The organism is Enterovibrio norvegicus FF-33, assembly GCF_000286835.2.
In the GTDB taxonomy this organism is placed as follows: domain Bacteria; phylum Pseudomonadota; class Gammaproteobacteria; order Enterobacterales; family Vibrionaceae; genus Enterovibrio; species Enterovibrio norvegicus_A.
In genome coordinates, this window is record NZ_AJYD02000011.1 from 145,112 (window position 1) to 167,638 (window position 22,527).

The 22,527-nt window shown below is 47.5% G+C and carries 19 protein-coding genes; 17 read left to right on the forward strand and 2 right to left on the reverse strand.

Annotation, left to right across the window (positions count from 1 at the left end; all coding sequences use genetic code 11):
* Nucleotides 1-90: 90 nt before the first annotated feature.
* Together A1OO_RS02280 and A1OO_RS02285 are read right to left on the reverse strand one after the other, a co-directional pair.
* Nucleotides 91-654 (reverse strand): YbhB/YbcL family Raf kinase inhibitor-like protein, encoded by a 564-nt coding sequence (locus A1OO_RS02280; RefSeq protein WP_016960822.1) that lies wholly within the window; start codon nucleotides 652-654, stop codon nucleotides 91-93.
* A gap of 172 nt (nucleotides 655-826) precedes the next feature.
* Entirely contained in the window at nucleotides 827-1,360 is a 534-nt protein-coding gene (locus tag A1OO_RS02285) for a single-stranded DNA-binding protein (protein ID WP_026024089.1), read from the reverse strand.
* A gap of 398 nt (nucleotides 1,361-1,758) precedes the next feature.
* Between A1OO_RS02285 and A1OO_RS02290 the strand changes: the two genes are divergently transcribed.
* The 17 genes from A1OO_RS02290 (at nucleotide 1,759) to A1OO_RS02370 (ending at nucleotide 22,525) form a co-directional block, all read left to right on the forward strand.
* Nucleotides 1,759-2,436, forward strand: coding sequence for a LuxR C-terminal-related transcriptional regulator (locus A1OO_RS02290; protein WP_016960824.1), 678 nt, complete (start codon nucleotides 1,759-1,761; stop codon nucleotides 2,434-2,436).
* Between the two features lie 247 nt (nucleotides 2,437-2,683).
* Nucleotides 2,684-3,301: a calcium-binding protein gene (locus A1OO_RS02295; RefSeq protein ID WP_016960825.1), complete on the forward strand. Its 618-nt coding sequence runs from the start codon at nucleotides 2,684-2,686 to the stop codon at nucleotides 3,299-3,301.
* A gap of 320 nt (nucleotides 3,302-3,621) precedes the next feature.
* Nucleotides 3,622-4,239, forward strand: coding sequence for a calcium-binding protein (locus A1OO_RS02300; RefSeq protein ID WP_017005111.1), 618 nt, complete (start codon nucleotides 3,622-3,624; stop codon nucleotides 4,237-4,239).
* 122 nt (nucleotides 4,240-4,361) lie between these two features.
* A complete protein-coding gene (locus A1OO_RS02305) occupies nucleotides 4,362-6,074 on the forward strand; it encodes a type I secretion system permease/ATPase (protein WP_017005112.1) in 1,713 nt (570 codons plus the stop codon).
* Nucleotides 6,074-7,363: an HlyD family type I secretion periplasmic adaptor subunit gene (locus tag A1OO_RS02310; protein ID WP_016960828.1), complete on the forward strand. Its 1,290-nt coding sequence runs from the start codon at nucleotides 6,074-6,076 to the stop codon at nucleotides 7,361-7,363. Before A1OO_RS02305 ends, A1OO_RS02310 begins: the two co-directional genes overlap by 1 nt.
* A gap of 422 nt (nucleotides 7,364-7,785) precedes the next feature.
* The gene (locus A1OO_RS02315; protein ID WP_016960829.1) at nucleotides 7,786-9,183 is read left to right on the forward strand and encodes an undecaprenyl-phosphate glucose phosphotransferase; all 1,398 of its coding nucleotides are present in this window, start codon (nucleotides 7,786-7,788) and stop codon (nucleotides 9,181-9,183) included.
* 3 nt (nucleotides 9,184-9,186) lie between these two features.
* A complete protein-coding gene (locus A1OO_RS02320; protein ID WP_016960830.1) occupies nucleotides 9,187-10,401 on the forward strand; it encodes an outer membrane beta-barrel protein in 1,215 nt (404 codons plus the stop codon).
* A 26-nt stretch (nucleotides 10,402-10,427) separates the two neighbouring features.
* Nucleotides 10,428-10,919, forward strand: a complete 492-nt coding sequence (locus tag A1OO_RS02325; RefSeq protein WP_198928378.1) for a polysaccharide biosynthesis/export family protein — start codon at nucleotides 10,428-10,430, stop codon at nucleotides 10,917-10,919.
* 33 nt (nucleotides 10,920-10,952) lie between these two features.
* Nucleotides 10,953-13,178 (forward strand): GumC family protein, encoded by a 2,226-nt coding sequence (locus tag A1OO_RS02330; RefSeq protein WP_017005113.1) that lies wholly within the window; start codon nucleotides 10,953-10,955, stop codon nucleotides 13,176-13,178.
* 32 nt (nucleotides 13,179-13,210) lie between these two features.
* Nucleotides 13,211-14,182 (forward strand): DHH family phosphoesterase, encoded by a 972-nt coding sequence (locus A1OO_RS02335; protein ID WP_017005114.1) that lies wholly within the window; start codon nucleotides 13,211-13,213, stop codon nucleotides 14,180-14,182.
* Between the two features lie 14 nt (nucleotides 14,183-14,196).
* A complete protein-coding gene (gene cysD / locus A1OO_RS02340) occupies nucleotides 14,197-15,114 on the forward strand; it encodes a sulfate adenylyltransferase subunit CysD (RefSeq protein WP_016960834.1) in 918 nt (305 codons plus the stop codon).
* A 52-nt stretch (nucleotides 15,115-15,166) separates the two neighbouring features.
* Nucleotides 15,167-16,576 carry a sulfate adenylyltransferase subunit CysN gene (gene cysN, locus A1OO_RS02345; protein ID WP_017005115.1) on the forward strand — a complete coding sequence of 470 codons (1,410 nt, stop codon included), beginning with the start codon at nucleotides 15,167-15,169 and terminating at the stop codon, nucleotides 16,574-16,576.
* Between the two features lie 64 nt (nucleotides 16,577-16,640).
* On the forward strand, nucleotides 16,641-17,714 hold the full coding sequence (locus A1OO_RS02350; RefSeq protein WP_016960836.1) for a glycosyltransferase: 1,074 nt from the start codon (nucleotides 16,641-16,643) through the stop codon (nucleotides 17,712-17,714).
* Nucleotides 17,698-18,948 carry an O-antigen ligase family protein gene (locus A1OO_RS02355; protein ID WP_016960837.1) on the forward strand — a complete coding sequence of 417 codons (1,251 nt, stop codon included), beginning with the start codon at nucleotides 17,698-17,700 and terminating at the stop codon, nucleotides 18,946-18,948. The genes A1OO_RS02350 and A1OO_RS02355 overlap by 17 nt, the downstream gene beginning before the upstream one ends.
* Nucleotides 18,945-19,757, forward strand: coding sequence for a putative capsular polysaccharide synthesis family protein (locus A1OO_RS02360; RefSeq protein ID WP_016960838.1), 813 nt, complete (start codon nucleotides 18,945-18,947; stop codon nucleotides 19,755-19,757). Before A1OO_RS02355 ends, A1OO_RS02360 begins: the two co-directional genes overlap by 4 nt.
* The gene (locus tag A1OO_RS02365; protein ID WP_017005117.1) at nucleotides 19,757-20,800 is read left to right on the forward strand and encodes a glycosyltransferase family 4 protein; all 1,044 of its coding nucleotides are present in this window, start codon (nucleotides 19,757-19,759) and stop codon (nucleotides 20,798-20,800) included. Before A1OO_RS02360 ends, A1OO_RS02365 begins: the two co-directional genes overlap by 1 nt.
* A gap of 3 nt (nucleotides 20,801-20,803) precedes the next feature.
* Nucleotides 20,804-22,525, forward strand: coding sequence for an SLC13 family permease (locus A1OO_RS02370; RefSeq protein ID WP_017007066.1), 1,722 nt, complete (start codon nucleotides 20,804-20,806; stop codon nucleotides 22,523-22,525).
* Nucleotides 22,526-22,527 lie beyond the last annotated feature (2 nt).

The window sequence follows — 22,527 nt, forward strand, 5'->3', positions numbered from 1 at the left end:
AAGCGCCAACGCATCACGCTGACGTTTGCATCATTGAACTAAGACAATGTCACTACGATAACCGTGAATTGCCAATAGAGAGCAAATTGGCTATTTCCGCGCCTTGGTTGGCGCGATTAACTGCGCCTCTCCCACTCGGTGTTGGAGAATATAATAGCCTGCGAGAGCTGGAGAACCATTGACGGGAACCCCCAGTTTTTCAACATCAAGCGCATAAACCGTGATCTGATAATTATGGGGTGATGCTTTGGGCGGTGGACATGCACCACCAAAACCGTGAAAGCCGAAGTCATTGCGCTGCATTTGCGCACCCGCTGGCATCAATTTGCCACCTTCATCACCGGCATTAAGCTGCAAATGATGGACATCGGCTGGAATGTTGATCATCGACCAATGCCACCAACCACTGCCTGTCGGTGCATCCGGATCATACATGGTGACCGCGAAACTTTTTGTTCCTTCAGGAATATCTGTCCACCTAAGTTCGGGGGATTTGTTATCGCCTTCGCAACCCCATTGATTGAATATCTGCTGTGTTTTTAACGTTTCACCTTCAACAACCTGAGGGCTAGTTAAGGTTAACGCTGACGTTCCCATCGACACCAACACCATTGACAGGGCGATGCCTAATCCATTTCGTTTCGCTTTATTCATCGTATTCACTCCGATTGATTAATGCACGTTAGGGCGATCGAAGTATCGTAGCGATGCATATGGATAAATGACTCATACCTAATACTTGTTGCACTTAATTCGTCATACCATCGAAACAAAAAAGCCCCGTAGATACGGGGCTTTTGAATGTCTTTAGCTAACTGATTTATTCCTAGAATGGAATATCATCATCAAAATCAGGCATTTCGTTGTATTGCTGAGGCGCCTGTTGCGGAGCCTGCTGAGGGGCTTTTTGTTGCGCAGGTTGCTGCTGGTAAGCAGGCTGTTGCGGCTGTTGCGGCTGGCCCCAATTACCTTGTTGCTGGTTTTGCTGCGCAGGCTGACCTTGACCCATACCACCACCGGCACGGCTATCTAGCATCTGCATTTCATTCGCAACAATTTCCGTTGTGTAACGGTCTTGTCCGTCTTGGCCTTGCCATTTGCGTGTTTGCAGACGGCCTTCCAAATACACTTTTGACCCTTTTTTCAGGTACTCACCGGCAATTTCAGCTAAACGACGATACATCACCACACGGTGCCATTCCGTCATTTCTTTGTTTTCACCAGTGCTCTTGTCACGCCACGTTTCTGAGGTCGCAACAGTCAGATTGGCAACCGCACCGCCATTTGGCAGATAGCGAACTTCAGGATCGTTACCCAAGTTGCCAATCAAAATTACTTTGTTTACACCACGGCTGGCCATATTTTGCTCCCAAACCTTCTTCATTGCGTCATCAGGTACATTGCGCCACTCAGTGCGCGGATGACAATTCAACGGCGATGATAACAGAAGCCAGAACATTGATCACAGGCTTTCAATTGAAACTTCGAAGACCGCTCAGTCCCAGCGCAACATGATGAAAACCTCACTTTAAAGATGAAAAGTAGAAGGCATAAATCAGCGATAAGAACGAATTTGTATTAGACTAACAAAGAGTTTGAGATAGTTGCTGCGAGCAAAGCTCAGTCTGAGAGTTCTAAAAATGATACGAAAGGCTTTCCGATTGCGCTTTAGAATGCTGCGAAATGCGTTTTTTAATCTGTTACCGTGAGATAGCGAGGAAAAACGCGAAGTCATCATCAAAAGCATTAGGGATACACATGCAGAACATTGAGACCACCTCTGACAAATACACGATTCTCCTTGTTTCCGAGCCAAGCATGACGATCACTGCGCTAATTTCATGCCTCGAAAAAGAAATTAAGAGTAGTGTATCTCTGGTAGAGAAGCAGACCATTAGCGAAAAGCTCGCTACCTCTTCAGGTCTGGTCTTGATCGATTTAAGCGCTTTTGAAGGCGATACCGTGAATTTTGTTAAACAGAGCCTGTCTCCTTTTAGTGAGCAGCATGTTTTTGCACTGTTTAATGCTCATGATTTATCTGCCAAAGAACTCGCCAGTTGGCCGTTTATTAAAGGCGTTTTTAAGAAAGAGGATGATCTCGAACACCTTTGCCACGGCATTGAAAAAATGTTGTCAGGTGAATATTGGTTGCCAAGGCAAAAACTGGCTGAGCTCATTCATTACTACCAACAGAACAATAACAACGCCATCGACTACTCAGAAATCTGCCTGACCAACCGTGAGCAGCAAATTCTGCGCAAGCTCGTCACTGGCGCATCCAACAGCGAAATTGCGGATGGCCTTTTTGTATCAGAACACACGGTGAAATCGCACTTATATAATATTTTCAAAAAGATAAATGTTAAAAACCGCGTACAAGCTGTGTTTTGGGCAAAAAACAATTTGTCAGTAATCGGATTAGACTATCAAGGCTAACCCACTGAGACCTTTCCCCTTTATAAGTAGGCGCTCATGTATCTTCATGAGTGAGACACTTACCTAAGCGCTTTTACGCCATAGTTAGAATTGCAAAGCGTAGGTAAGCAATATCTAATAATTCCCCATAATTCGCTTGCCTCGTTGATGTTTGCACTGATGCGAGGACTGCTCCTCAATGTCGACGTACGCATCCCATCTATTCGTTTTGTGACTTAGGTATATTCAAAAATAGAGGGTTAGCATTATGGCTAATATAAACGGTACCGCTTACGCGGAGACACTATTAGGCACCAGTGAAAGCGACAATATTTTCAGCTTCGGTGGAGATGATGTAAAAGTCGGCTACGGTGGAGACGATTTTGTCTTCGGTGGTCGAGGCCATGACACCATGACTGGTGGTGCAGGTAACGATTTCGTCAGCGGTGGTATTGGTAACGATATCGTTGGCGGTGGTAGCGGCGACGACATTCTGTTTGGCGGTGAAGGCCATGACATTGTATTGGGTGGCGTCGGTAACGATCTACTGTTCGCCGTATCGGGCAATGACGTGCTTTATGGCGGCGACGGTGACGACTGGCTAGTCAGCGGCATAGATAATGATTTCCTTGTCGGTGGCGCAGGAGCTGATACCTTCCTGTTCGATAACATTCTTGGTTTTCACACTGGGAACGATCGTGTGGTTGATTTTGAAATCGGGGTCGATCTGCTCTTTATCAGAGCAACGGGAGATACTGATTTCGCTTCTCTTTCCATGACTCAGGTGGGCAGTAACACGCTCGTTGATCTGGCTGATGGTTCTAGTTTTATCCTGAACGGTATTACTGCTGCAGATCTCTCTGCCAGTGATTTCCATATTGTCTAACAAACTCAAGGTCTAACACCTAATGGGCAATAACGAATTTGACCTATTGCCCATTTTTATTATCTCACAGTCCATTGTAAGTATTAAATAACTAGAAACCCCTCCATATCAGACTGTTATTTCTGCATTGAATATTAGGCATTATTTTCCCACCACAACTCACCAATGAGACACCATTCTCGCGTCAACTCGTTCAAAGTGTTACAGCCATTTTTCGGCAAGCTCATGATGGCTAATTGCAGCTTGCCTAAGGCAACGTGCTGACCATGTCGGCCGTACATCATGACAAAGGTATGAAATAACTATAAAGGGAAGAAGTAATGGCTGACATTAATGGAACCGCAACTACAGATACGTTGGATGGAACCAGTGACACAGATGTAATCAATGGTTTAGGCGGTGATGACCGCATCATTGGCTATGGTGGCGACGACACGATATTTGGCGGTAGCGGTGATGATTTTCTGATTGGCGGTGGCGGTAATGACGTTATTAGCGGCGGGTCAGGTGACGATTACGTTGGCGGCGGTAGCGGCGATGACACCTTGTATGGCGGAGAAGGCAACGATGACCTTCTTGGTGGAACGGGGAACGATTCCCTTTACGCAGGTTCAGGCGCAAACAGATTGTTTGGCGGTTCAGGTGATGATTGGTTAGTCAGTGGATCAGGCAATGACTTTCTAATTGGTGGTGCAGGTGCTGACACTTTCCTGTTTGACAATATTCTTAACATGCACACTGGCAATGATCGCGTGGTGGATTTTGAAATTGGTATTGACACTATCTTTATCCGTGCAACCGGTGACACTGATTTTGGTTCGCTCGACCTTGCACAAGCTGGTAACAATACTTTGATCAGTTTGGCCGACGGTTCAAACGTTATACTTAACAATATTTCAGTCGGGGATCTCTCTGCCGACGACTTTCAAATCGTCTGATTTAAGCAAGCTATACTCAAGGCAATCAGTGCATAAACTGGTTGCCTTTTTTAGGGTCATTTAAGCATTCGCTTCGTTGCAGTATAAAAAAGACAAAGTGATTAGAAATCATTGGATACGACATGTCTCTTTCTACAGAAAAACAGCTACAAACAACCATCGAACAATGTAAAAAAGCCATGGTATTTGTTATCGCTTTCAGCTTTTTCATCAATATTCTGGTGCTGAGCGTTCCCATTTACATGCTGCAAATCTATGACCGTGTCATCAGCTCTCGCTCAATAGACACACTACTACTGCTGACGATGATCACCGTGTTTGCCCTACTCACCATGGCAATACTAGAAAACGTGCGAACCCGCATCATGGTGCGAATCGGTGCGTGGTTTGATCAAAGCTTATCCCCCGACATTTTAAGCGGCAGCATTGCGCTGCAGCTTCGACAAGGGCTATCAGCCTCCGTGCAAAGTCTGCGTGATATCGCCGCCATTCGAGCATTTATCGGTGGCAATGCAGTCATACCCGCCTTAGATGCACCTTGGACTCCTGTATTCCTAGCCTTTGTTTTTCTCTTGCATCCTTTGCTCGGTATCATCGCGACGGCAGGGGCACTCATACTATTTTCTATCGCCATCATTAATGATGCCACCACGCGAAAAGCTCACAAAAGCGCTAACGAATCAGCGATTCTCGCCATGCAACAAGCAGAGTCAGCAGCCCGAAACGCAGATGCCATTGAAGCCATGGGTATTATGCCAAACTTCATCAAAAACTGGTCTGAGCTGAATAACAAAAGCATCGATAGCCAAGTCAGCGCAAACTCCAAAGGCGCACTACTGACTGCCACGTCTAAATTCATCCGAATGCTGCTACAAATTGCGATGCTGGGTGTGGGTGCTTGGCTTGTCATCGAAAACGAACTCACTGCGGGCGCCATGATTGCCGGTTCCATTTTGATGGCACGCGCATTGGCGCCAGTAGAGCAATCCATTAGTGCATGGGGGACTGCTATCTCTGCAAGACAAAGCTATCAGCGCCTCAAAGAGCAAATCCCAGCGTTTCCAGAACGTGCCAAATCAATGCCATTGCCAAAACCACAAGGTGTCATATCGGTAGAAAAAGTGACCTACTTCCATGCGGGCCAACCTGAGCCAGTGCTGCATGGCATCACTTTCAAACTCAATGCCGGAGAAGCACTTGGGATCATTGGACCATCCGGTACAGGGAAATCAACACTTGCACGTTTAATGCTCGGAAACTTGACAGCAACTGCTGGCACAATTCGACTGGATAATATGGATGTGGCCAAATGGGATCCCGATGATCTTGGCCCCCATTGCGGCTATTTGCCACAAGATGTAGAACTGTTTCCTGGCACGATCCGTCAGAACATTGCACGCATGTCAGAAGGCGAGCCTGAGCTTGTCATTCAAGCCGCAAAACTTGCGGGCTGTCATGAGCTCATCTTGCGTCAGCGTCAGGGTTACGACACCGTTGTCGGCGAGCGAGGCCTTGGCTTATCAGGCGGTGAACGTCAACGTGTAGCGCTTGCCAGAGCACTTTACGGCGACCCAAGCTTGGTGATCCTCGATGAAGCCAATGCCAACCTTGATGGTGTTGGAGAGATCGCACTACAGCGTGCCATCGCCTATCTTAAATCTCGCAAAGCCACTGTTATCTTAGTGGGACACAGACCCAGCATGATGCAATCGATGGACAAATTACTCGTACTGCAAGATAGCCAAGTTCGCGCCTTTGGTGAGCGAGACGAAGTACTCAAACCGTTAATGGAGCAAAGCGCAGCCATTTCTTCCAACAAAGGAGGGAAGCAGTAATGGGCATTCCTGCTATTCGCCAACTCGCTTTGTTCGGTTTCGGTGTCATCGCACTTTTCTTTGGCACATTTGGTGTCTGGTCCGTATTTAGTCCGCTCGAGGGAGCATCTATCGCACCCGGCGTTGTTACTGTGGATAGTCAGCGCAAAACCGTGCAGCACCTTGAAGGTGGCATTATTGACAAAATAACCGTCACAGAAGGGGCAAATGTCACCAAAGGTCAAACGCTTATTTTGCTTGATGACACACAAGCGCGTGGTCAATTGGAGCAATACAATAGTCGTCAGCGTAATGCATTGGCACGTGAAGCAAGACTGATCGCCGAGCGCGATAATCTCGACACGATTGTATTTACCGAGCAACTTGAATCAAATAAACAAGACCCACGCGTAGAGGAGATCCTCACCAATCAGCGTCGGATCTTCCAAGCCAGAAATGATTTCTACGCCTCTCAACAGGAAGTCCTAAAAACACAACTCGCGCAGAATCGCGCAGAGCTTGATGGACAGAAGCAGCGCTTCGTGATTGAAAAACGTCGATTAGCCATCATTGGCGAAGAAATTGCTGGCAACCGAAAATTGGCAGAAAAAGGCTATGCGAGCAAGACTCAAGTGTTGCGGTTAGAACGTGAGGAAAGCCAAATATTAAGTACCATCAGCCAATTGCAATCCAATGCTAGTCGCTTGGCACAAAACGTGGCTGAAAGTCAGGCTCAATTAAAAGAGCAAGAACTTGAACGTATTAAAGAAGTGGTGGAACAGTTACGTGAAACTCGGCAAGAGCGTTATGAATTAGATGAACAATTGGCAACGGCGCAAGATATTCTCAATCGCACAAAAATTGTTGCCCCACTGTCAGGAACGGTATTAAACCTTCAGGTGTACTCGGAAGAAGGTGTCATTTCCCCCGGGCAACCGCTACTCGATATCGTGCCTAACAACGAAAGCTTGATGATTGAAGCGCGTGTTGATCCTTCAGATATCGACCAAGTACGCGCTGGCATGAAAGCACAAATCCGTCTTACTGCCTTGAGTATGCGAAGCATCAAGCCCCTCAACGGTGAGTTACTAACCGTGTCTGCAGATAGGCTCATCGATGAGCAATCAGGGTTGGCTTATTATCTGGCGCGCGTCAAGCTCATCGACAATGTTAACGAGCTTCTTAACGGCATCGTTCTTTATCCCGGCATGCAAGCTGAAGTCATGTTGCTTACAGAGCCTCGAACTCCGATAGAATATTTGGCCAAACCACTCACTGAGAGCCTCAATCGAGCATTTCGAGAAGAGTGATCTCTATCATGCGCTCTCATACTTAACTCACACCTAAGAATGAGGGCGCTTAATACTGTGCAAAATAGACTGATAACTTGTTAGATACTTTTCGAATCAAAATCTTTTCATTGATACAAGTCACCCTTAAAAGTGTGATCTGGATCACTGCGCATACAACTCGATTCAACGCCAATTTATAGGGCAAAGTATGTTCCATTTTCTGGCAACATAAATGTCACAAGTGAAAATCGGACAAAGTTCATCTTCTTTCTGTCTTCTCATACTGTTCTACTTGCTGCGTCTTGTTGGAAAAATAAACCAATCGTCAAAGGCACCTCCCTAGCGAGGTTGCGATGCGTGGTTTACTTTTAAGAGTAAGAAATGAAATAAAAAAGTGATCGAATAATCGAGAACACAAAAAAATATGAGCTTTATATCTTATGGACAGCAGAAAAATTCGTACACATGGAACCGAATCCGCCATTCTTTACCGTCTTTGTGATCTTGCGGTAATTGGTGGGTCACTTGTCGTCGCAAGTTTTCTCTACTTAGGAGCCGTCAGTGAAGACTGTCTCTTGCTCGCCACACTGACATCCATTTTCTACCTGCTTTTTGCCGAAAGCTCCCACCTTTATCGTTCGTGGCGCATCAGTAATTTTCAAGGCCAAATGGTCGCAACTCTGCTTCCTTGGTTGGGTGCATGCCTTGTTCTGGTCGCTTACTTTTTCTTTACGCAACGCGGCATCGAGTTTTCCCGCATTGTGATGACAATGTGGTTTGTACTTGGCGGTATTGGCCTCGTACTTTGGCGCTATCTTGCCCGTATTGCATTAAGTCGCCTTCGCAATCATGGCATTAACACTCGTTGCGCTGCCATTATTGGCACCACCGCAAACGGCATCGAATTGGCTCAAGAGTTTCAACGCAACCATGCACTTGGCATAAAGTTAGTTGGTTTTTATGAAGACCGCAGTAGCGATCGTATTGAAGGAAGCTTGCCCGCACCAATGCTGGGCAAAGTAAGTGATGCGCTAGAGCAAGCAAAACAAGGCAAGCTTCAGCATGTCTATATTGCCATGCCTATGCATGCGAAAGACCGCATTGCTCGCTATCTCAACCAATTTGCAGACACCACTGCTACCACCTATTTGGTACCAGACTTTTTCACGTACAACCTATTACACAGCCGTTGGCAAACCATTGGTCACGTGCACACATTAAGTGTTCACGACACGCCATTCAGTGGCATCGCTGCGTGGGCTAAACGCCTTGAAGACATTATTCTATCGACGCTCATCATCATTTTGATCTCTCCGGTTCTGATCGCTGTTGCGGTTGGCGTGAAAATGTCATCACCCGGAAAAGTCATCTTCAAACAGCACCGATACGGGCTAGATGGTCGACAAATCAAAGTGTGGAAGTTTCGTTCCATGTCCACCACTGACAATGGTGACGTAGTGAAACAAGCGACAAAAAATGATCCTCGAGTCACGCCCTTTGGTGCATTTATTCGCCGTACGTCGCTCGACGAACTTCCGCAATTTTTTAACGTATTGCGCGGCTCTATGTCTATTGTTGGTCCTCGTCCTCACGCTGTTGCCCACAACGAACAATACCGTGCCATTGTTGATCGCTACATGCTACGCCACAAAGTGAAACCCGGAATTACCGGATGGGCGCAGATCAATGGTTATCGCGGTGAAACAGACACACTAGATAAGATGGAAAAACGCATCCAATTTGATCTGGAATATATCCAAAACTGGTCTTTATGGATGGATATTAAGATCGTCTTTGCCACTGTGTTTAAAGGCTTTGTTGGCAAATCGGCGTACTAGGAGATGGGTGTGATTCGCAATAATTTTTGGGTGTGTCCCCTTGTCTTGCTGCCGCTCTCAGTGGCAGCCGTCGAACCTTTGGCATACCAAACTGAAAATGGCATTGACATCATTCCAACGCTAAAAGTCAGCGCGGGACACAACGACAATGTTCGCCGAACAACCAAGGATCCGGTCAGTTCGCCGATGACGCTCATTTCCCCTAAAGTTATCGCGTTACTGGAAACAGAAAGCACTGCCTATCAATTCGATTATCGTATGGATGCGTTGTATTTCACCGATAGCAGCGATGACAACACTGTTGACCAACAAGCTCATGCCGCTGGGTTGTGGCTTTTCAATATCCGGAATCGTCTACGTCTAGATTACCTTTATAAAATCGTTAGCGAACCAAGAGGTACTGGCTTGACCGAAGGTAATAGTCTGGCCGTTGAAGAACCTCTACGTTTTCACTTTCAAGATTTCAATGCCCGCTACACCTATGGTGCAGCGGGTGCCAAAGGTCGTTTAGTCGGTATCGCGGGCTACGAGAGCAAAGACTACAAAGACGTGACCTACGTAAACAATGGCGGTCAAACCGATGAAAGCCGCTATTACAATTGGGAGCAGCCTTATCTAAGTGGCGAATTCTATTATGCCTTCTCAAGCTATTTCCATGCTATCGCCATGGCGCGTGTTGAAGATCGTAGCTATGAGTTTGTTCCGCCGACATCAGGCTCCCGTGATAACCAAAACACCTTGCTGTATGGCGGTCTGGAATGGGACATCACAGGAAAAACCCAAGGCAAGCTACTCGTCGGCATGCAAAATAAAGACTTTGATGACTCTAATCGCAAGGATTTTCAAGGATTTAGCTGGCGCGCGAATGTAAGTTGGGCACCAACAGATTACAGCACGTTCAAATTGGAAGGACGCGATTATGCTCGCGATCCCGACATTAATGCTGACTACGTTCAAGATCGTTCAATTAAGCTCGATTGGGAGCACAGTTGGACACCACAACTAACATCCATTGCCACTGCCCGTTATGGCACCAACGACTACCCTGGCGGGTTGCGAAATGATGACGACACATTACTTGAGCTTTCCGTGGTTTATAGCTTAACGAGATGGTGGGATGTGTCTGTGGGTGCAAGCAAATTTGAGCGCGATTCAAGCTTTGCAGGATACAGCTACGACCAAACACGTATTTTCATTGGCATGGAGGTGAGTTTGTGATCCATCGATTTCTATTACTCCTTTTAATGTTTCTACCCTTCTTTAGTGGAGCCGCAGAGACAGAGCAATATGTGTTAGATGATGGAGATCGTATCTCCATCAAAGTGTACGGGGAAGAAGACCTTTCCATGGACATTTTGCTCAGCACACGAGGGCGTTTTGATTACCCTTATCTAGGCCGCCTTGAGGCTGCTGGGAAATCCGTCGGTCAACTGCAACGCATTATCGAACAGGGACTTCGGGGTGATTATTTAATCGACCCGAAGGTAACGGTTAACGTTATTCAGTTTCGCAAGTTTTATGTTAACGGTGAAGTAAATCAGCCTGGTGGTTATGACTATCAACCAGGGCTGACCATTGGTAAAGCGATTGCGATTGCGGGCGGATTTACCGACCGAGCATCACGTAAAAAAATTCAAAAGACAGAAGCCAAAAATGGAAGAACACAAAAAAATGTTGGCCTGTCACAAACTGTGGGCCCCGGTGACATCATCGTGGTTGATCAGAGCTTTTTTTAGATAGCGCTGCGAGAATAAAAGGAAATTACCACCATGAAATTGACCGAGCCTAACCCGGCAAGCGGGCAATCACGTATCGATCTTAAACGGTATTTCAGCGTGATCGGGCGTTACTGGATGCCCATCACCTTGTTTGTCATTGTTGTTACGCTCATTGCTACGCTGCTGATCCTTGCCATCACACCAGTTTACCGCGCGACAGCCACACTGCTTATCGAGTCTCAGGCCAGTAAAACAATTTCTATCGAAGAAGTGTACGCGCTCGATACCAGCAAGAAGGAATATTACCAAACACAGTTTGAGATCCTTCGCTCGGATTACCTATCAGAAAAAGTTATCGAAGAATTGGGTATATCGCAAATTAGAGAGTTCAATAATCTCGTCGGAAAACCTTCTGCGCGAGATAAATTGCTCGCCATGCTCCATCAAGTAGAGTTTTTACAGGGCTTTTTACCCAAGCAAAAGCCGCTAACTGACGCCGTTGATAAGGGTGCAGCAGATCAAGCTGTCTTGAAGAAATTCAAATCCCATTTAGCAATAGAGCCTATTCGCAACACACAGTTAGTCAGAATTCAATTTGGTTCAGCCGACCCCGTGCTAGCCGCGAATGTCGCCAACGCACTCGGTCAAGCGTATATAGAGTCAAACCTTGAAGCACGACTGGTTGCAACACAGACTGCATCAGGCTGGATTACAGATCGATTGGGTGAGCTTAAAAACAACTTGGACATCTCCGAGCTAGCCTTGACTCAATACCTGCAAGACGAAGGACTGATTGAGCTAGATGATATCGATGAACTCGCGGGTACCGAGCTCACTAACTTAACCATTCGCGTGGCTGAAGCCAGAGAAAAACGCGTCGCCGCTGAAAGTTTGTATTCACTGATGCAAGGCAACGGTGCAGGCAGTGCAGCCTTGCTGTCGGTACCTGAAATCTCAAACCATCCACAGGTTCGTGATGTCAAAAATGCCGAGACCGATGCGCAGCGCAAAGTTTCAGAGCTGTCAAAACGTTATGGCGAAAAACACGACAAGATGATCCAGGCTCGTGCTCAGCTGACGGCTGTCCGCAATCGCGCCAACTCTGTGATCAACGAATTGGCACGCGGTATCGAAAAAGAACTCACCAATGCACGCAAACAAGAAGCGTCGCTGATGACTTCGCTCGCCAACAAAAAGAACGATTATCAACACATTAGTTCAAAGCGTGCACAATACGAATCGCTCAAGCGCGATGTTGACTCCAGTCGTCAGCTTTACGATATGTTCTTGAGTCGGCAGAAAGAAACGACTGCAACCAGTGACTTTGAATCGGTGATTGCTCGGTTTACCGACAAAGCGAAAACAGCACAAGACCCCTTCCGTCCGCAAACCACCAAATTAATCGTGATCAGCGCCGCATTCGCTCTTCTGATCGCTATCGCGGGTGCATTTTTGGCAGATGCTTACCGCAACACGATTGAAAAACCCGATGATGTTGAGGAGAAACTCGGTTTGCAGCATTTAGGCTTTCTTCCCCGGGTCAAAGCGAAGCGATTCAAAAATACGCCACTGGATCACACCCTTTATCTTGACCCCGATGCCGCCCTATTCAGTGAGTCAGTGAGGACAATACGCACCTCGATACTACTCACTTTAACAAACAGTAAACGCAAAATATTGGCGGTAACGTCTTCTTTGCCGGCTGAAGGCAAAACCACCGTAGCACTTAACTTGGCTCAATCATTGGCGAAGATGGAGCGCACTTTGCTGATTGATTGTGATCTGCGCATGCCCGCTATTGGTGGTCGCTATGGTTTACCACGTAACCAAGCAGGCCTCACCAATGCACTGGTCATGGGCACACCGATAAGCGAGTGTATTTACCATGATGACGAGTCGTCACTGGATCTCTTGCCAGCCGGTCTGTTGCCACCGAATCCGCAAGAATTGCTAGGCTCGCCCAAGTTTGCCGCGTTAATTGATCAGTTAAAGCAAAGCTATGACCGCATCATTCTTGATACGCCGCCAGTGCATGTTGTGAGTGACAGCTTGCTCCTCGGACGCTTAGCCGGTGGCATGGTGCTTGTCGTGAAAGCGGAGTCGACCACAGAGAAGCAAATCAACTTTACGGTCTCTCAGCTCGTACGCCATGACATCGCCATAGACGGAGTGGTGCTCAATCAGCTCTCCAGCAAGTTTGCCGAAGAAAAATACAAGCTGCACTATGGGTACTACAACGCTAACAAACAAAGTGATGACGCGCTCGAAGCCAGCTAAGGCTCGAGTGTTGACAAGGACATATAACAAGAATGAAGACAAGTTTTGATGTATTTAACGGCGATGCCGATGGGATTTGCGCACTCTTACAGCTTCGATTAGCCACCCCAAAAGACAGCGTGCTGATCACGGGTGTGAAACGTGATATTGCTTTGCTCAAGCAAGTCGATCCTGCCATTGCACAAGATGTCACTGTGCTGGATGTCGCCATGGGCAAAAACCGGGCTGCGTTGGATAATCTCCTGTCGCAAGGCGTGCGGGTATTTTATGCCGACCACCACAATCCAGACGATATCCCTGAGCACAATGGGTTAACCACGCACATCAACACTGCAGCCAATACATGCACTAGCTTGATCGTCGATAAGCTGCTTGATGGCCGATACCGCGAATGGGCTTTGGTTGGTGCTTATGGTGACAATTTGTTTGCAGTTGCCGATACGCTGGCAAATAAAGCGGATCTTTGCGATCAAGATAGGCTCACGCTCAAGCAATTTGGTACTTATCTCAACTACAACGGTTATGGCTCGTCGCTGGCAGATTTGTTGTTCTCTCCTGCTGAGATTTACAAACTGATGTCGCCATATCCTTCGCCATTTAACTTTATAACTGAACGCCCTGATGTATACGACACACTAGAGAATGGCTTTATGAATGACAGTGAGAAAGCGGCTGCCATTGTGCCTTTTTCTGAGCAATCAGGTTCGCGCGTTTACATGTTGCCTGATGAAGCTTGGGCTCGCCGTATTAGCGGCGTGTATTCAAACGATCTTGCTAACCAAGACCCCAGTGTCGCCAATGCCGTTATTACCGAAAAAGCAGACGGTAGCTACTTGGTCAGTATTCGAGCGCCACTGAAAAATCGCATCGGTGCAGACGAACTTGCCGCTGCATTTCCAACTGGGGGTGGCAGAAAAGCCGCCGCCGGCATCAATGCTCTGCCCGCAGAATTACTCCCTGAATTTATAAAAGCGTTCCACCAGCGTTATCCGCTGGCAACGTAACAAAAGGATACACAATGGTGGATAAGATTTCGCTAAACCAGACCCATCTCAAACAGCTTGAAAACGAATCGATTCACATCATTCGTGAAGTCGCTGCTGAGTTCGATAACCCCGTGATGATGTACTCCATCGGCAAAGACTCAGCGGTGATGCTGCATCTTGCCATGAAGGCATTTTATCCCGGTAAGCCGCCCTTCCCGCTACTCCACGTCGATACGACGTGGAAGTTTAAGGAAATGATTCAGTTTCGCGATGAATTCACCAAAAAACTGGGACTAGATCTTCTTGTTCACATTAATCAAGACGGCGTCGACATGGGGATCAGTCCCTTTGAACACGGCAGTGCAAAACACACTGACATCATGAAGACACAAGGTCTAAAACAGGCGCTGGACAAGCATGGTTTTGATGCTGCATTTGGTGGTGCCCGTCGCGATGAAGAAAAGAGCCGCGCCAAAGAACGCGTGTACTCATTCCGAGATAAACACCATCGCTGGGATCCGAAGAATCAACGTCCGGAGCTTTGGGATACTTACAACGGCCGTGTAAACAAAGGCGAAAGCATTCGCGTGTTCCCTTTGTCTAACTGGACTGAATTGGATATCTGGCAATACATTTACATGGAAAATATCGATATCGTTCCTTTGTATTTCGCCAAACAGCGCCCGGTTGTCGAGCGTGATGGCACGCTAATCATGGTAGATGACGAGCGCATGCCATTAGAAAAAGGCGAGAAGGTTGAAATGAAATCCGTGCGTTTTCGCACCCTGGGTTGCTACCCATTAACGGGCGCGGTGGAATCTACCGCTGCGACCTTGCCTGAAATCATTCAAGAGATGCTGTTAACCAAAACCTCTGAGCGTCAAGGTCGGGTTATCGATCACGATCAGTCTGGTTCTATGGAGCAGAAAAAACGAGAAGGCTACTTCTAAAAGCCTCACCACTTTACTGAATGAATTTGCTTGTTTGCATAAGGAATGCCCCATGAGCCATAGCTCAACTCTGATAGCCTCGGATATCGAAGCGTATCTCCATCAGCATGAAAATAAAGATCTGCTGCGTCTTTTGACCTGCGGCAGTGTCGACGACGGTAAATCTACATTGATCGGCCGCCTACTTTACGACACGAAGCTGATCTTTGAAGATCATCTTTCCACCTTACACAAAGACAATGCACGTGTCGGTAACGCGGGCGAATCACTCGACCTTGCCTTGTTGGTCGATGGCCTGCAATCCGAGCGCGAGCAAGGCATCACCATTGATGTGGCCTACCGCTATTTCTCGACCGAAAAGCGCAAATTCATCATTGCCGATTGCCCAGGGCATGAACAGTACACACGGAACATGGCAACAGGCGCATCTAACTGTGAATTAGCTATTGTGATGATTGATGCACGTAAAGGGCTGTTAACCCAAACTCGCCGCCATAGCTATATCGTCAATAAGCTAGGGATTCGACACGTTGTTGTCGCGATCAACAAAATGGATTTGGTCAATTTCGACCAAGCTGTGTTTGATGGCATTAAAGCTGACTATCAGGCAATGGCTGCACAACTTGGGATCAAAGACGTGCATTACGTCCCTCTTTCAGCGCTCACTGGCGACAATGTCGTGTCCAACAGTGACAACATGCCGTGGTACACAGGTCCATCTTTGATGGCGCTTTTAGAAGGCATGGAAATCAATCGAGATCAGAATCTTGATTTGATGCGTTTTCCTGTTCAGTTCGTTAATCGCCCTGACGATGGATTTCGCGGTTACTGCGGTACGCTCGCTTCTGGCATTTTGCGCAAAGGCGATGAAGTCGTAGCACTGCCTTCAGGTCAGAAGAGTACTGTCACCGCCATTGTGACTTTCGACGGCGAACTGGAAAGCATTGCCCCAAACAATGCCATCACCGTCACCCTTGCTAATGAAATTGATATCTCACGTGGCGACATGTTGGTTCACGCAGACACGGCTCCGGTATCTACAGACCGCCTTACAGCCAGTCTGGTTTGGATGGCGCAAGATACGCTGAAATCCCGTCACGATTATGACTTCAAGTTCGCGACACATAATGTCACTGGGCGAATCACGAACATCGTGCATAAAATCGATATCAACAATTTCGAAACGCTGACTGCCAACGAACTAGCACTGAATGAAATTGGTGTGGTTGAGCTTCAACTCAATGCACCAGTCGCGGTCGATCACTACGCAGACATTCGTAAAACGGGCGCCTTTATTGTCATTGACCGACTGAGCAATATTACCGTTGCCGCTGGCATGGTTGAAGCATTGCATTCGTCGCAAGACGCACAGCAAAGCCGCAGCTACACTGCCGCTGAAGTCGCGCTTAATCACTATATTCGTGAACACTTCCCAGAGTGGGAAACCAAACCGATTAAGTGATCTGCGAGAAAGAAACAGCATGGACACTGTGTCTTTACACGCTGACAAGGAGAGCGAACCACCCATGACCGTCAAGGTTTTGCATATTATCAATGACTTGTCACGCAATGGCGGCGCACAGCGTTTCGTGATCGATTTGATCTCACCGCCGCCTGACGGTTATGAAATTCGCGTGATCACGCTGGAAGACACCAATGACTTCCGTGCTGAAATAGAAGCACAAGGTGTGGCCTGTTATGTGTGGGATAGGCTGTCACTAAAAGAAAAATGGCAACTTTTACGTTGGCCAGATTTGGTGCACGGGCATCTGTTCCCGTCTATCTACATCGCCTTGGCGGCCTTTGGGAAGAAGCGTATTCAAACTGAGCACGCCACTCACAATCGTCGTCGTGATCATGCATGGATGAAGCCGTTCGAGTTTTTCCTCTACTGGCGCTATCACACCACAGTGTGTATTACCGAACAGGTTCAGCATGCGTTAGAAGCATTTTTGCCACAGTGGAAAAGTCATTATCAGGTGATCTTAAACGGGATTGATTTAAGTAAGTATCCGTTAATTGCCAAGTCAAGACCTGAATCGGATTCGCCGATCCGCATCGGTATGGTCGGACGTTTTCATGTGTATAAAGATCATCCGACGTTGATCCGCGCACTTGCCCTGTTACCGGCAAAGTACGAACTTCATTTTGCTGGTGACGGCGACCGACGAGAGGAATACCAAACATTGGTTAAATCGCTTGGGTTAGATGATCGCGTTATCTTTCATGGTGTCCGGGCGGATATTCCTGCGTTTCTCGACGGAGTGGATATTTATGTTCAAAGCTCCATTGTCGAAGGATTTGGTCTAGCCGCAGTGGAAGCCATGGCTGCGGGCTTGCCTGTTTTAGCGTCACGGGTGCAAGGCATGAGTGAGGTTATCGACAACGAGGCATCTCTGTTCAACGTGGGTGATGAAAAGATGCTGGCACAAATGGTCGCCTCGCTGTGCGACGATGCCGCTAGCTACCAAACATCTGCACAATATTCGGTTTCGCGCTGCCAACACTTCACCTTATCGGCATTTCGTGAACAGTACTACGACACCTATCAATCATTAGTCGACAACAAACAGAGGTTAGCCGATGGCAAGGCCTCTTGAGCATTTGGCGGCACTTGCCGTCATCTTGTTTTTTGTTCCACTAAAAGTGAATGTGTCTGGCATTTCACTGTATCTGGCGGATCTCGAAAGTATTGCAGCCCTAGGCATTCTTACCATTATCCTGTTTCGAGGCAAGTTGAAGCAAACGACCATCAAAGCAACCGGTTTTATTCTGGTGTTTGTGGCTTACATACTGCTCGCTGGGGTGCTCAGTGATGTCTCCTTCAAGCTGGTCATGATTGAAATGATCCAATGGCTATCTGTGGCCGCATTTCTCGGCGTGCTTCATCAAGCAGGCCTGCTTGCTTCACCACGCTTTTTGTCCATCGTGGCACTTTATGCATTCGCTGGCGCAGTCTATACCGCCATCTGGCACTTAATGCAGCCAGGCATGCCCGATTTCAAACAGCTCGCTAACACCAAGTACTTCTTTGGTTTCTGCTGCGTGATGTTGTATCTGATGCGTGATCACATCCGTTTCAGCCATATTCTACTTGGCATCGCGTTGGTTTTATTAGTGATGTCTGGCGAGCGAAAAGCGTTACTTGGCGTCATGCTGATGATTGCATGTGACTACGCATTTTGTCGCAAGGTGGGCGATGCCAAGACGCAACGCGCCTTTCATACTCTCGGCTTTATGGTTTTTTTTGGTGCCATTATCGCCCTGTTTTCTATCTGGTCTCTGATGGGGCTCCCTGCCATATTAAACCATCTAGAGTTTACACAGTTTGACATTCTGTTTGCCGACCAAGAGCAAGCCCGTTGGGATTCTGAAGTGTGGCGAAAACTGCTCCTTGCTAATGGCTTCTCGCTGTTTTTAGAGCACCCCATTTTTGGTGTCGGCCCCAAAATGCTGCCGGAATACATGGCGAATTATTTCCATAATCAGGAACTGGCCATCTATACCCATAATTTTGCGCTTGATGTTGCGATCGAGTACGGCCTTGTGGGTCTTACGATCCTCATTGGCGGTTTTGTGCTTAGCATGCGCCAGCTATTCCATCAGCGCATGCTAAACCCTGTCGCGTTTCTTATGGCCGTCTACATTCTTGCGATGGTGCTGTTTGTTGCCATCAACAGCACCATCATGCTGATGTTTTTATTCCCGTTCTTCGTCAACACTCGCGCAGAGACTCAAGAGTCACCAGACCCATCGATAAATACTCGATCAATAAAAACCACCGTCACCGCTAAACCATTTTCAAACGTCGTTATGCATAAGGATAAGCAATGAAATTCAGTCTGGCCCGACAACGCGCCTTCGACCAAACTCTGCGCGAAAAGGATTTCGTTTTGGTATACCAAATGGGCAAAGTTGGCTCGTCATCTATCGAAGCATCACTCGAACATGCAGGGATCCCAAGCTGGCACATTCATACCTTTGATGACAATGAAGAGTTCCAGATGTACCGCAATACCGCTGATGTTGCCTGTTTCTTTGATTGGCCAGTACGAACCGCATATAGATTGACGTTGGCGCATCGCTGCCGCGTGCTGCAAAAACGTGATTACCTCAAAATCATCACCTTGGTTCGTGATCCTGTGGCCACCGTGGTTTCTCGTTTCTTTCAAGATCTGCACATCCAGTTTATTTCGGGTAAAAAGAATGATGCGATTCACGGTGACATCGATGCCACGCTAAAGCACCTCACCGATGCGTTTGAAAACCAAATGCATTTGGATTATTTCACTGAATGGTTTGACCGAGAGCTAAAGCGTCGGTTTGGCGTAGATGTGCTCAAGCACATTTCCGATCCAACACAAACCCATTGGCACATTGAACAAAATGGTTGCGATGTCTTGCTGATGAAATGCGAAGCTATCAATCAATCTGCCGATGTGTTGGCCACTTTTTTAGATCATCCGGAGTTCACGCTTGAGTCCAGCAACGAAGGTTCTAACAAGTGGTATTCTGCGCTTTACCAACGCTTTAAAGAAACCTATTCGTTTGAACGTTTGTTCCATCTTTATGACGCGCCACTGTATCGCGCAGTCTACAGTGAAGAAGAAATCACACGCTTTAAAAACAAATGGAGCAAGTGATGAAAACGGTTCTCCATATCACCGAGGCATTTGGTGGCGGTATTCAAACTGCCCTGTGTAGCTATGCTCGCTCGACAAAAGATGATCCAATTCATCATAATTTGCTCGCCCGTTTGCGCCCTAAAGACAATACGGGCATGGCAATCCAGTCACTGTTTGATGAGGTAAAAACCGTAGAAGGCGGACTGCTCGCTTTCTATCGCGCAGCGCGTCATGCAGTAAAAGAAATTCAGCCCGATATCATTCATCTGCATTCGAGCTTCGCTGGCTTTCTCGGGCGCTATTTGCCCAAAGGCAACGCTAGCATTGTTTATACGCCGCACTGTTATGCATTTGAACGACGCGACATTTCTGATTTGATGCAAAACGCGTACATGCGCCTTGAACAGCTAGGATTATCGCGTATTGATGTGGTGGCAGGGTGCAGTGAGCGTGAATGCGAGCTGGCATTAGAACTTGGCGCCAAGCGCGCTGTTCATCTCAATAATTACGCCGATTTACCCAGCGAATTAATAAACAATAAAGCGGAAAAGTCAGCGCCTCCTCCCTTCAATGTCGTCGTGGTTGGTCGCGTGTCTGCACAAAAAGACCCAGGTTTTTTGCTCGAAACCGTAAGAAGTTTAAAAGCCTACCCCGAGTATGAGCAGATACATATCCGCTGGTTGGGGGGGGGCGATCAGGAACAAGAAGACGCACTAAGAAAGGTTGGCATAGAAGTAACGGGGATGATTCCCCACCAACAGGTCATGCAAACACTGCAAAATGCCGATCTCTATCTGCATGCTGCAGCATGGGAGGGCATGCCATTAACACTTCTTGAAGCTGCTCGCATGCAGGTACCGATGATTTTGCGCATTATTGGCGCAACGCAAAGCCTACCGTATCCATATATGGTTAGCTCACCAGAAACGATGGCAAAGCAAATCGTGGAATTTTGTCGCCATCCCGAACACCCGGACTACCAAAGCGCACTTATGCTATTTAACAACGATTTCAGTGCCGATAAGCAACGTAACACCTTACTGTCCATCTACGAGGTGTAGCCGGTGAGTTGGTTAGTCGCACTCATTATAGTGGGATTACTGGTGACATTGGTTTTCACCAGCCTTCGTCCTGCATTGGTGTTTGGTGCAGTTTTCACGGTATTGCTTCTCGCAGATATCGTGCCGGCTAATCAACTTTTTAATAACTTCACCAATCCGGCACTCATCACTTTGGTTTTGCTGATACTGGTGTCAGTGATACTGGAACGCACAGTTTTAATCAGCGCTCTCGGTCACTGGTGCACTCGCGGAAGCTTGCGTCGTGTCGTATTGCAAACCACAGTGTCAGCCGGATTGTTATCGGCGGTCATTAACAACACGGCCGTAGTATCAACACTGATGCGCAGCATGACACGCACCAAGCATCCAGGCAGTAAGCTGCTTATTCCGCTCTCTTATGCCGCGATCCTTGGTGGCACCATGACCTTAATTGGGACATCTACCAATTTGCTGGTTAATGGCTTCACCCTCAATGCCGGATTTGAGGGGATCAATTTCTTCGATTTCACCTTGGTCGGTGGTCCGTTGTTTGTCATTGGTATTGTGGTGATTGTTTTTCTTTCACTGCCTCTTTTACCAAGCCGCGATACGGCTCCCGACAACGACACAAACCAGTACTTACTCGAATCCCGCCTTGATGCTGACTCCCCCATGATAGGCCTTAGCGTTGAAGCCAGCGGACTCCGGCACCTAGAAAGACTATTTCTCGTGGAGATCATTCGAGGGGATCGAATCATTTCCCCCGTCACGCCCAGTGAACCACTGCAAGCAAATGACGTTTTAGTGTTTTCTGGTGATCTTGAGGCTACGCCACTGTTGGCTCGCTTTAAAGGCCTCACCCTTCACTCCCAAGGCGAGAAATTGCCCTCTGATAACTTAATGGACGTGGTGGTGGCACCGCATGCCATGGTGTCAGGGAAGACCATTAAATCTCTCAATTTTCGCACGCAATTTGACGCAGCAGTTGTTGCCGTAAAGCGCGGTGACCATCAACTTCGAGGCGGTCTCGGTCAAGTCAGACTGCAAGGCGGTGATTTGTTGGTATTGGCAGTGGGTGACGATTTTTATCGTCGCGATACGCTAGTACAAAACTTCGTCTTAGTCGGAGAGCGCCAACACGGGACATTTCTCAGCGCACGACAATCCGCGTTATTTTGCTTAGGTGCTGTCATTGCATTGCTCGCGAGCTTCGTTGAAGTGTTGCCGCTGTACAAAGGACTGATTTTACTTCTGGCAGCCGCAATTGGTAGTCGACTGGTGTCGATACACGACCTTCGTCGTCGATTCCCATTTGAATTGGTCTTGGTCGTCGGCTCAGCGCTTGGACTTGCTCAGGCCATTAGCCAGACAGGATTGGCAGATAATATTGCCTCTAACATGATGTCATGGAGCCAAAACAGTGGCCCGTTTGGGGCTTTAGTCATGTTGTACCTCGCCACATGGGTAATGACGGAACTTATCACCAACAATGCCGCAGCGGCGATTGCATTTCCTATTGGGCTCGCCATTGCCGCCCAGTACCAAGTTGATCCCATGCCTTATATCATGACCGTCGCTTTCGCAGCCAGCGCCAGCTTTCTCTCGCCGTTTGGTTACCAAACCAACCTCATGGTGTTTACAGCCGGACGCTACCAACCCAAAGACTATATCAAAGCGGGTTTGCCCCTGACTGTGATTTACGGACTTGGCGTTATCACTCTTGTTCCACTTGCATTCCCTTGGTGAGG

What these genes read in the sequence shown, in the direction of transcription:
- A1OO_RS02280 (WP_016960822.1), bottom strand. Translation starts at nt 654, where the DNA reads ATGAATAAAGCGAAACGAAATGGATTAGGCATCGCCCTGTCAATGGTG.
- A1OO_RS02285 (WP_026024089.1), bottom strand. Translation starts at nt 1,360, where the DNA reads ATGGCCAGCCGTGGTGTAAACAAAGTAATTTTGATTGGCAACTTGGGT.
- A1OO_RS02290 (WP_016960824.1), top strand. Translation starts at nt 1,759, where the DNA reads ATGCAGAACATTGAGACCACCTCTGACAAATACACGATTCTCCTTGTT.
- A1OO_RS02295 (WP_016960825.1), top strand. Translation starts at nt 2,684, where the DNA reads ATGGCTAATATAAACGGTACCGCTTACGCGGAGACACTATTAGGCACC.
- A1OO_RS02300 (WP_017005111.1), top strand. Translation starts at nt 3,622, where the DNA reads ATGGCTGACATTAATGGAACCGCAACTACAGATACGTTGGATGGAACC.
- A1OO_RS02305 (WP_017005112.1), top strand. Translation starts at nt 4,362, where the DNA reads ATGTCTCTTTCTACAGAAAAACAGCTACAAACAACCATCGAACAATGT.
- A1OO_RS02310 (WP_016960828.1), top strand. Translation starts at nt 6,074, where the DNA reads ATGGGCATTCCTGCTATTCGCCAACTCGCTTTGTTCGGTTTCGGTGTC.
- A1OO_RS02315 (WP_016960829.1), top strand. Translation starts at nt 7,786, where the DNA reads ATGGACAGCAGAAAAATTCGTACACATGGAACCGAATCCGCCATTCTT.
- A1OO_RS02320 (WP_016960830.1), top strand. Translation starts at nt 9,187, where the DNA reads ATGGGTGTGATTCGCAATAATTTTTGGGTGTGTCCCCTTGTCTTGCTG.
- A1OO_RS02325 (WP_198928378.1), top strand. Translation starts at nt 10,428, where the DNA reads ATGTTTCTACCCTTCTTTAGTGGAGCCGCAGAGACAGAGCAATATGTG.
- A1OO_RS02330 (WP_017005113.1), top strand. Translation starts at nt 10,953, where the DNA reads ATGAAATTGACCGAGCCTAACCCGGCAAGCGGGCAATCACGTATCGAT.
- A1OO_RS02335 (WP_017005114.1), top strand. Translation starts at nt 13,211, where the DNA reads ATGAAGACAAGTTTTGATGTATTTAACGGCGATGCCGATGGGATTTGC.
- cysD (WP_016960834.1), top strand. Translation starts at nt 14,197, where the DNA reads ATGGTGGATAAGATTTCGCTAAACCAGACCCATCTCAAACAGCTTGAA.
- cysN (WP_017005115.1), top strand. Translation starts at nt 15,167, where the DNA reads ATGAGCCATAGCTCAACTCTGATAGCCTCGGATATCGAAGCGTATCTC.
- A1OO_RS02350 (WP_016960836.1), top strand. Translation starts at nt 16,641, where the DNA reads ATGACCGTCAAGGTTTTGCATATTATCAATGACTTGTCACGCAATGGC.
- A1OO_RS02355 (WP_016960837.1), top strand. Translation starts at nt 17,698, where the DNA reads ATGGCAAGGCCTCTTGAGCATTTGGCGGCACTTGCCGTCATCTTGTTT.
- A1OO_RS02360 (WP_016960838.1), top strand. Translation starts at nt 18,945, where the DNA reads ATGAAATTCAGTCTGGCCCGACAACGCGCCTTCGACCAAACTCTGCGC.
- A1OO_RS02365 (WP_017005117.1), top strand. Translation starts at nt 19,757, where the DNA reads ATGAAAACGGTTCTCCATATCACCGAGGCATTTGGTGGCGGTATTCAA.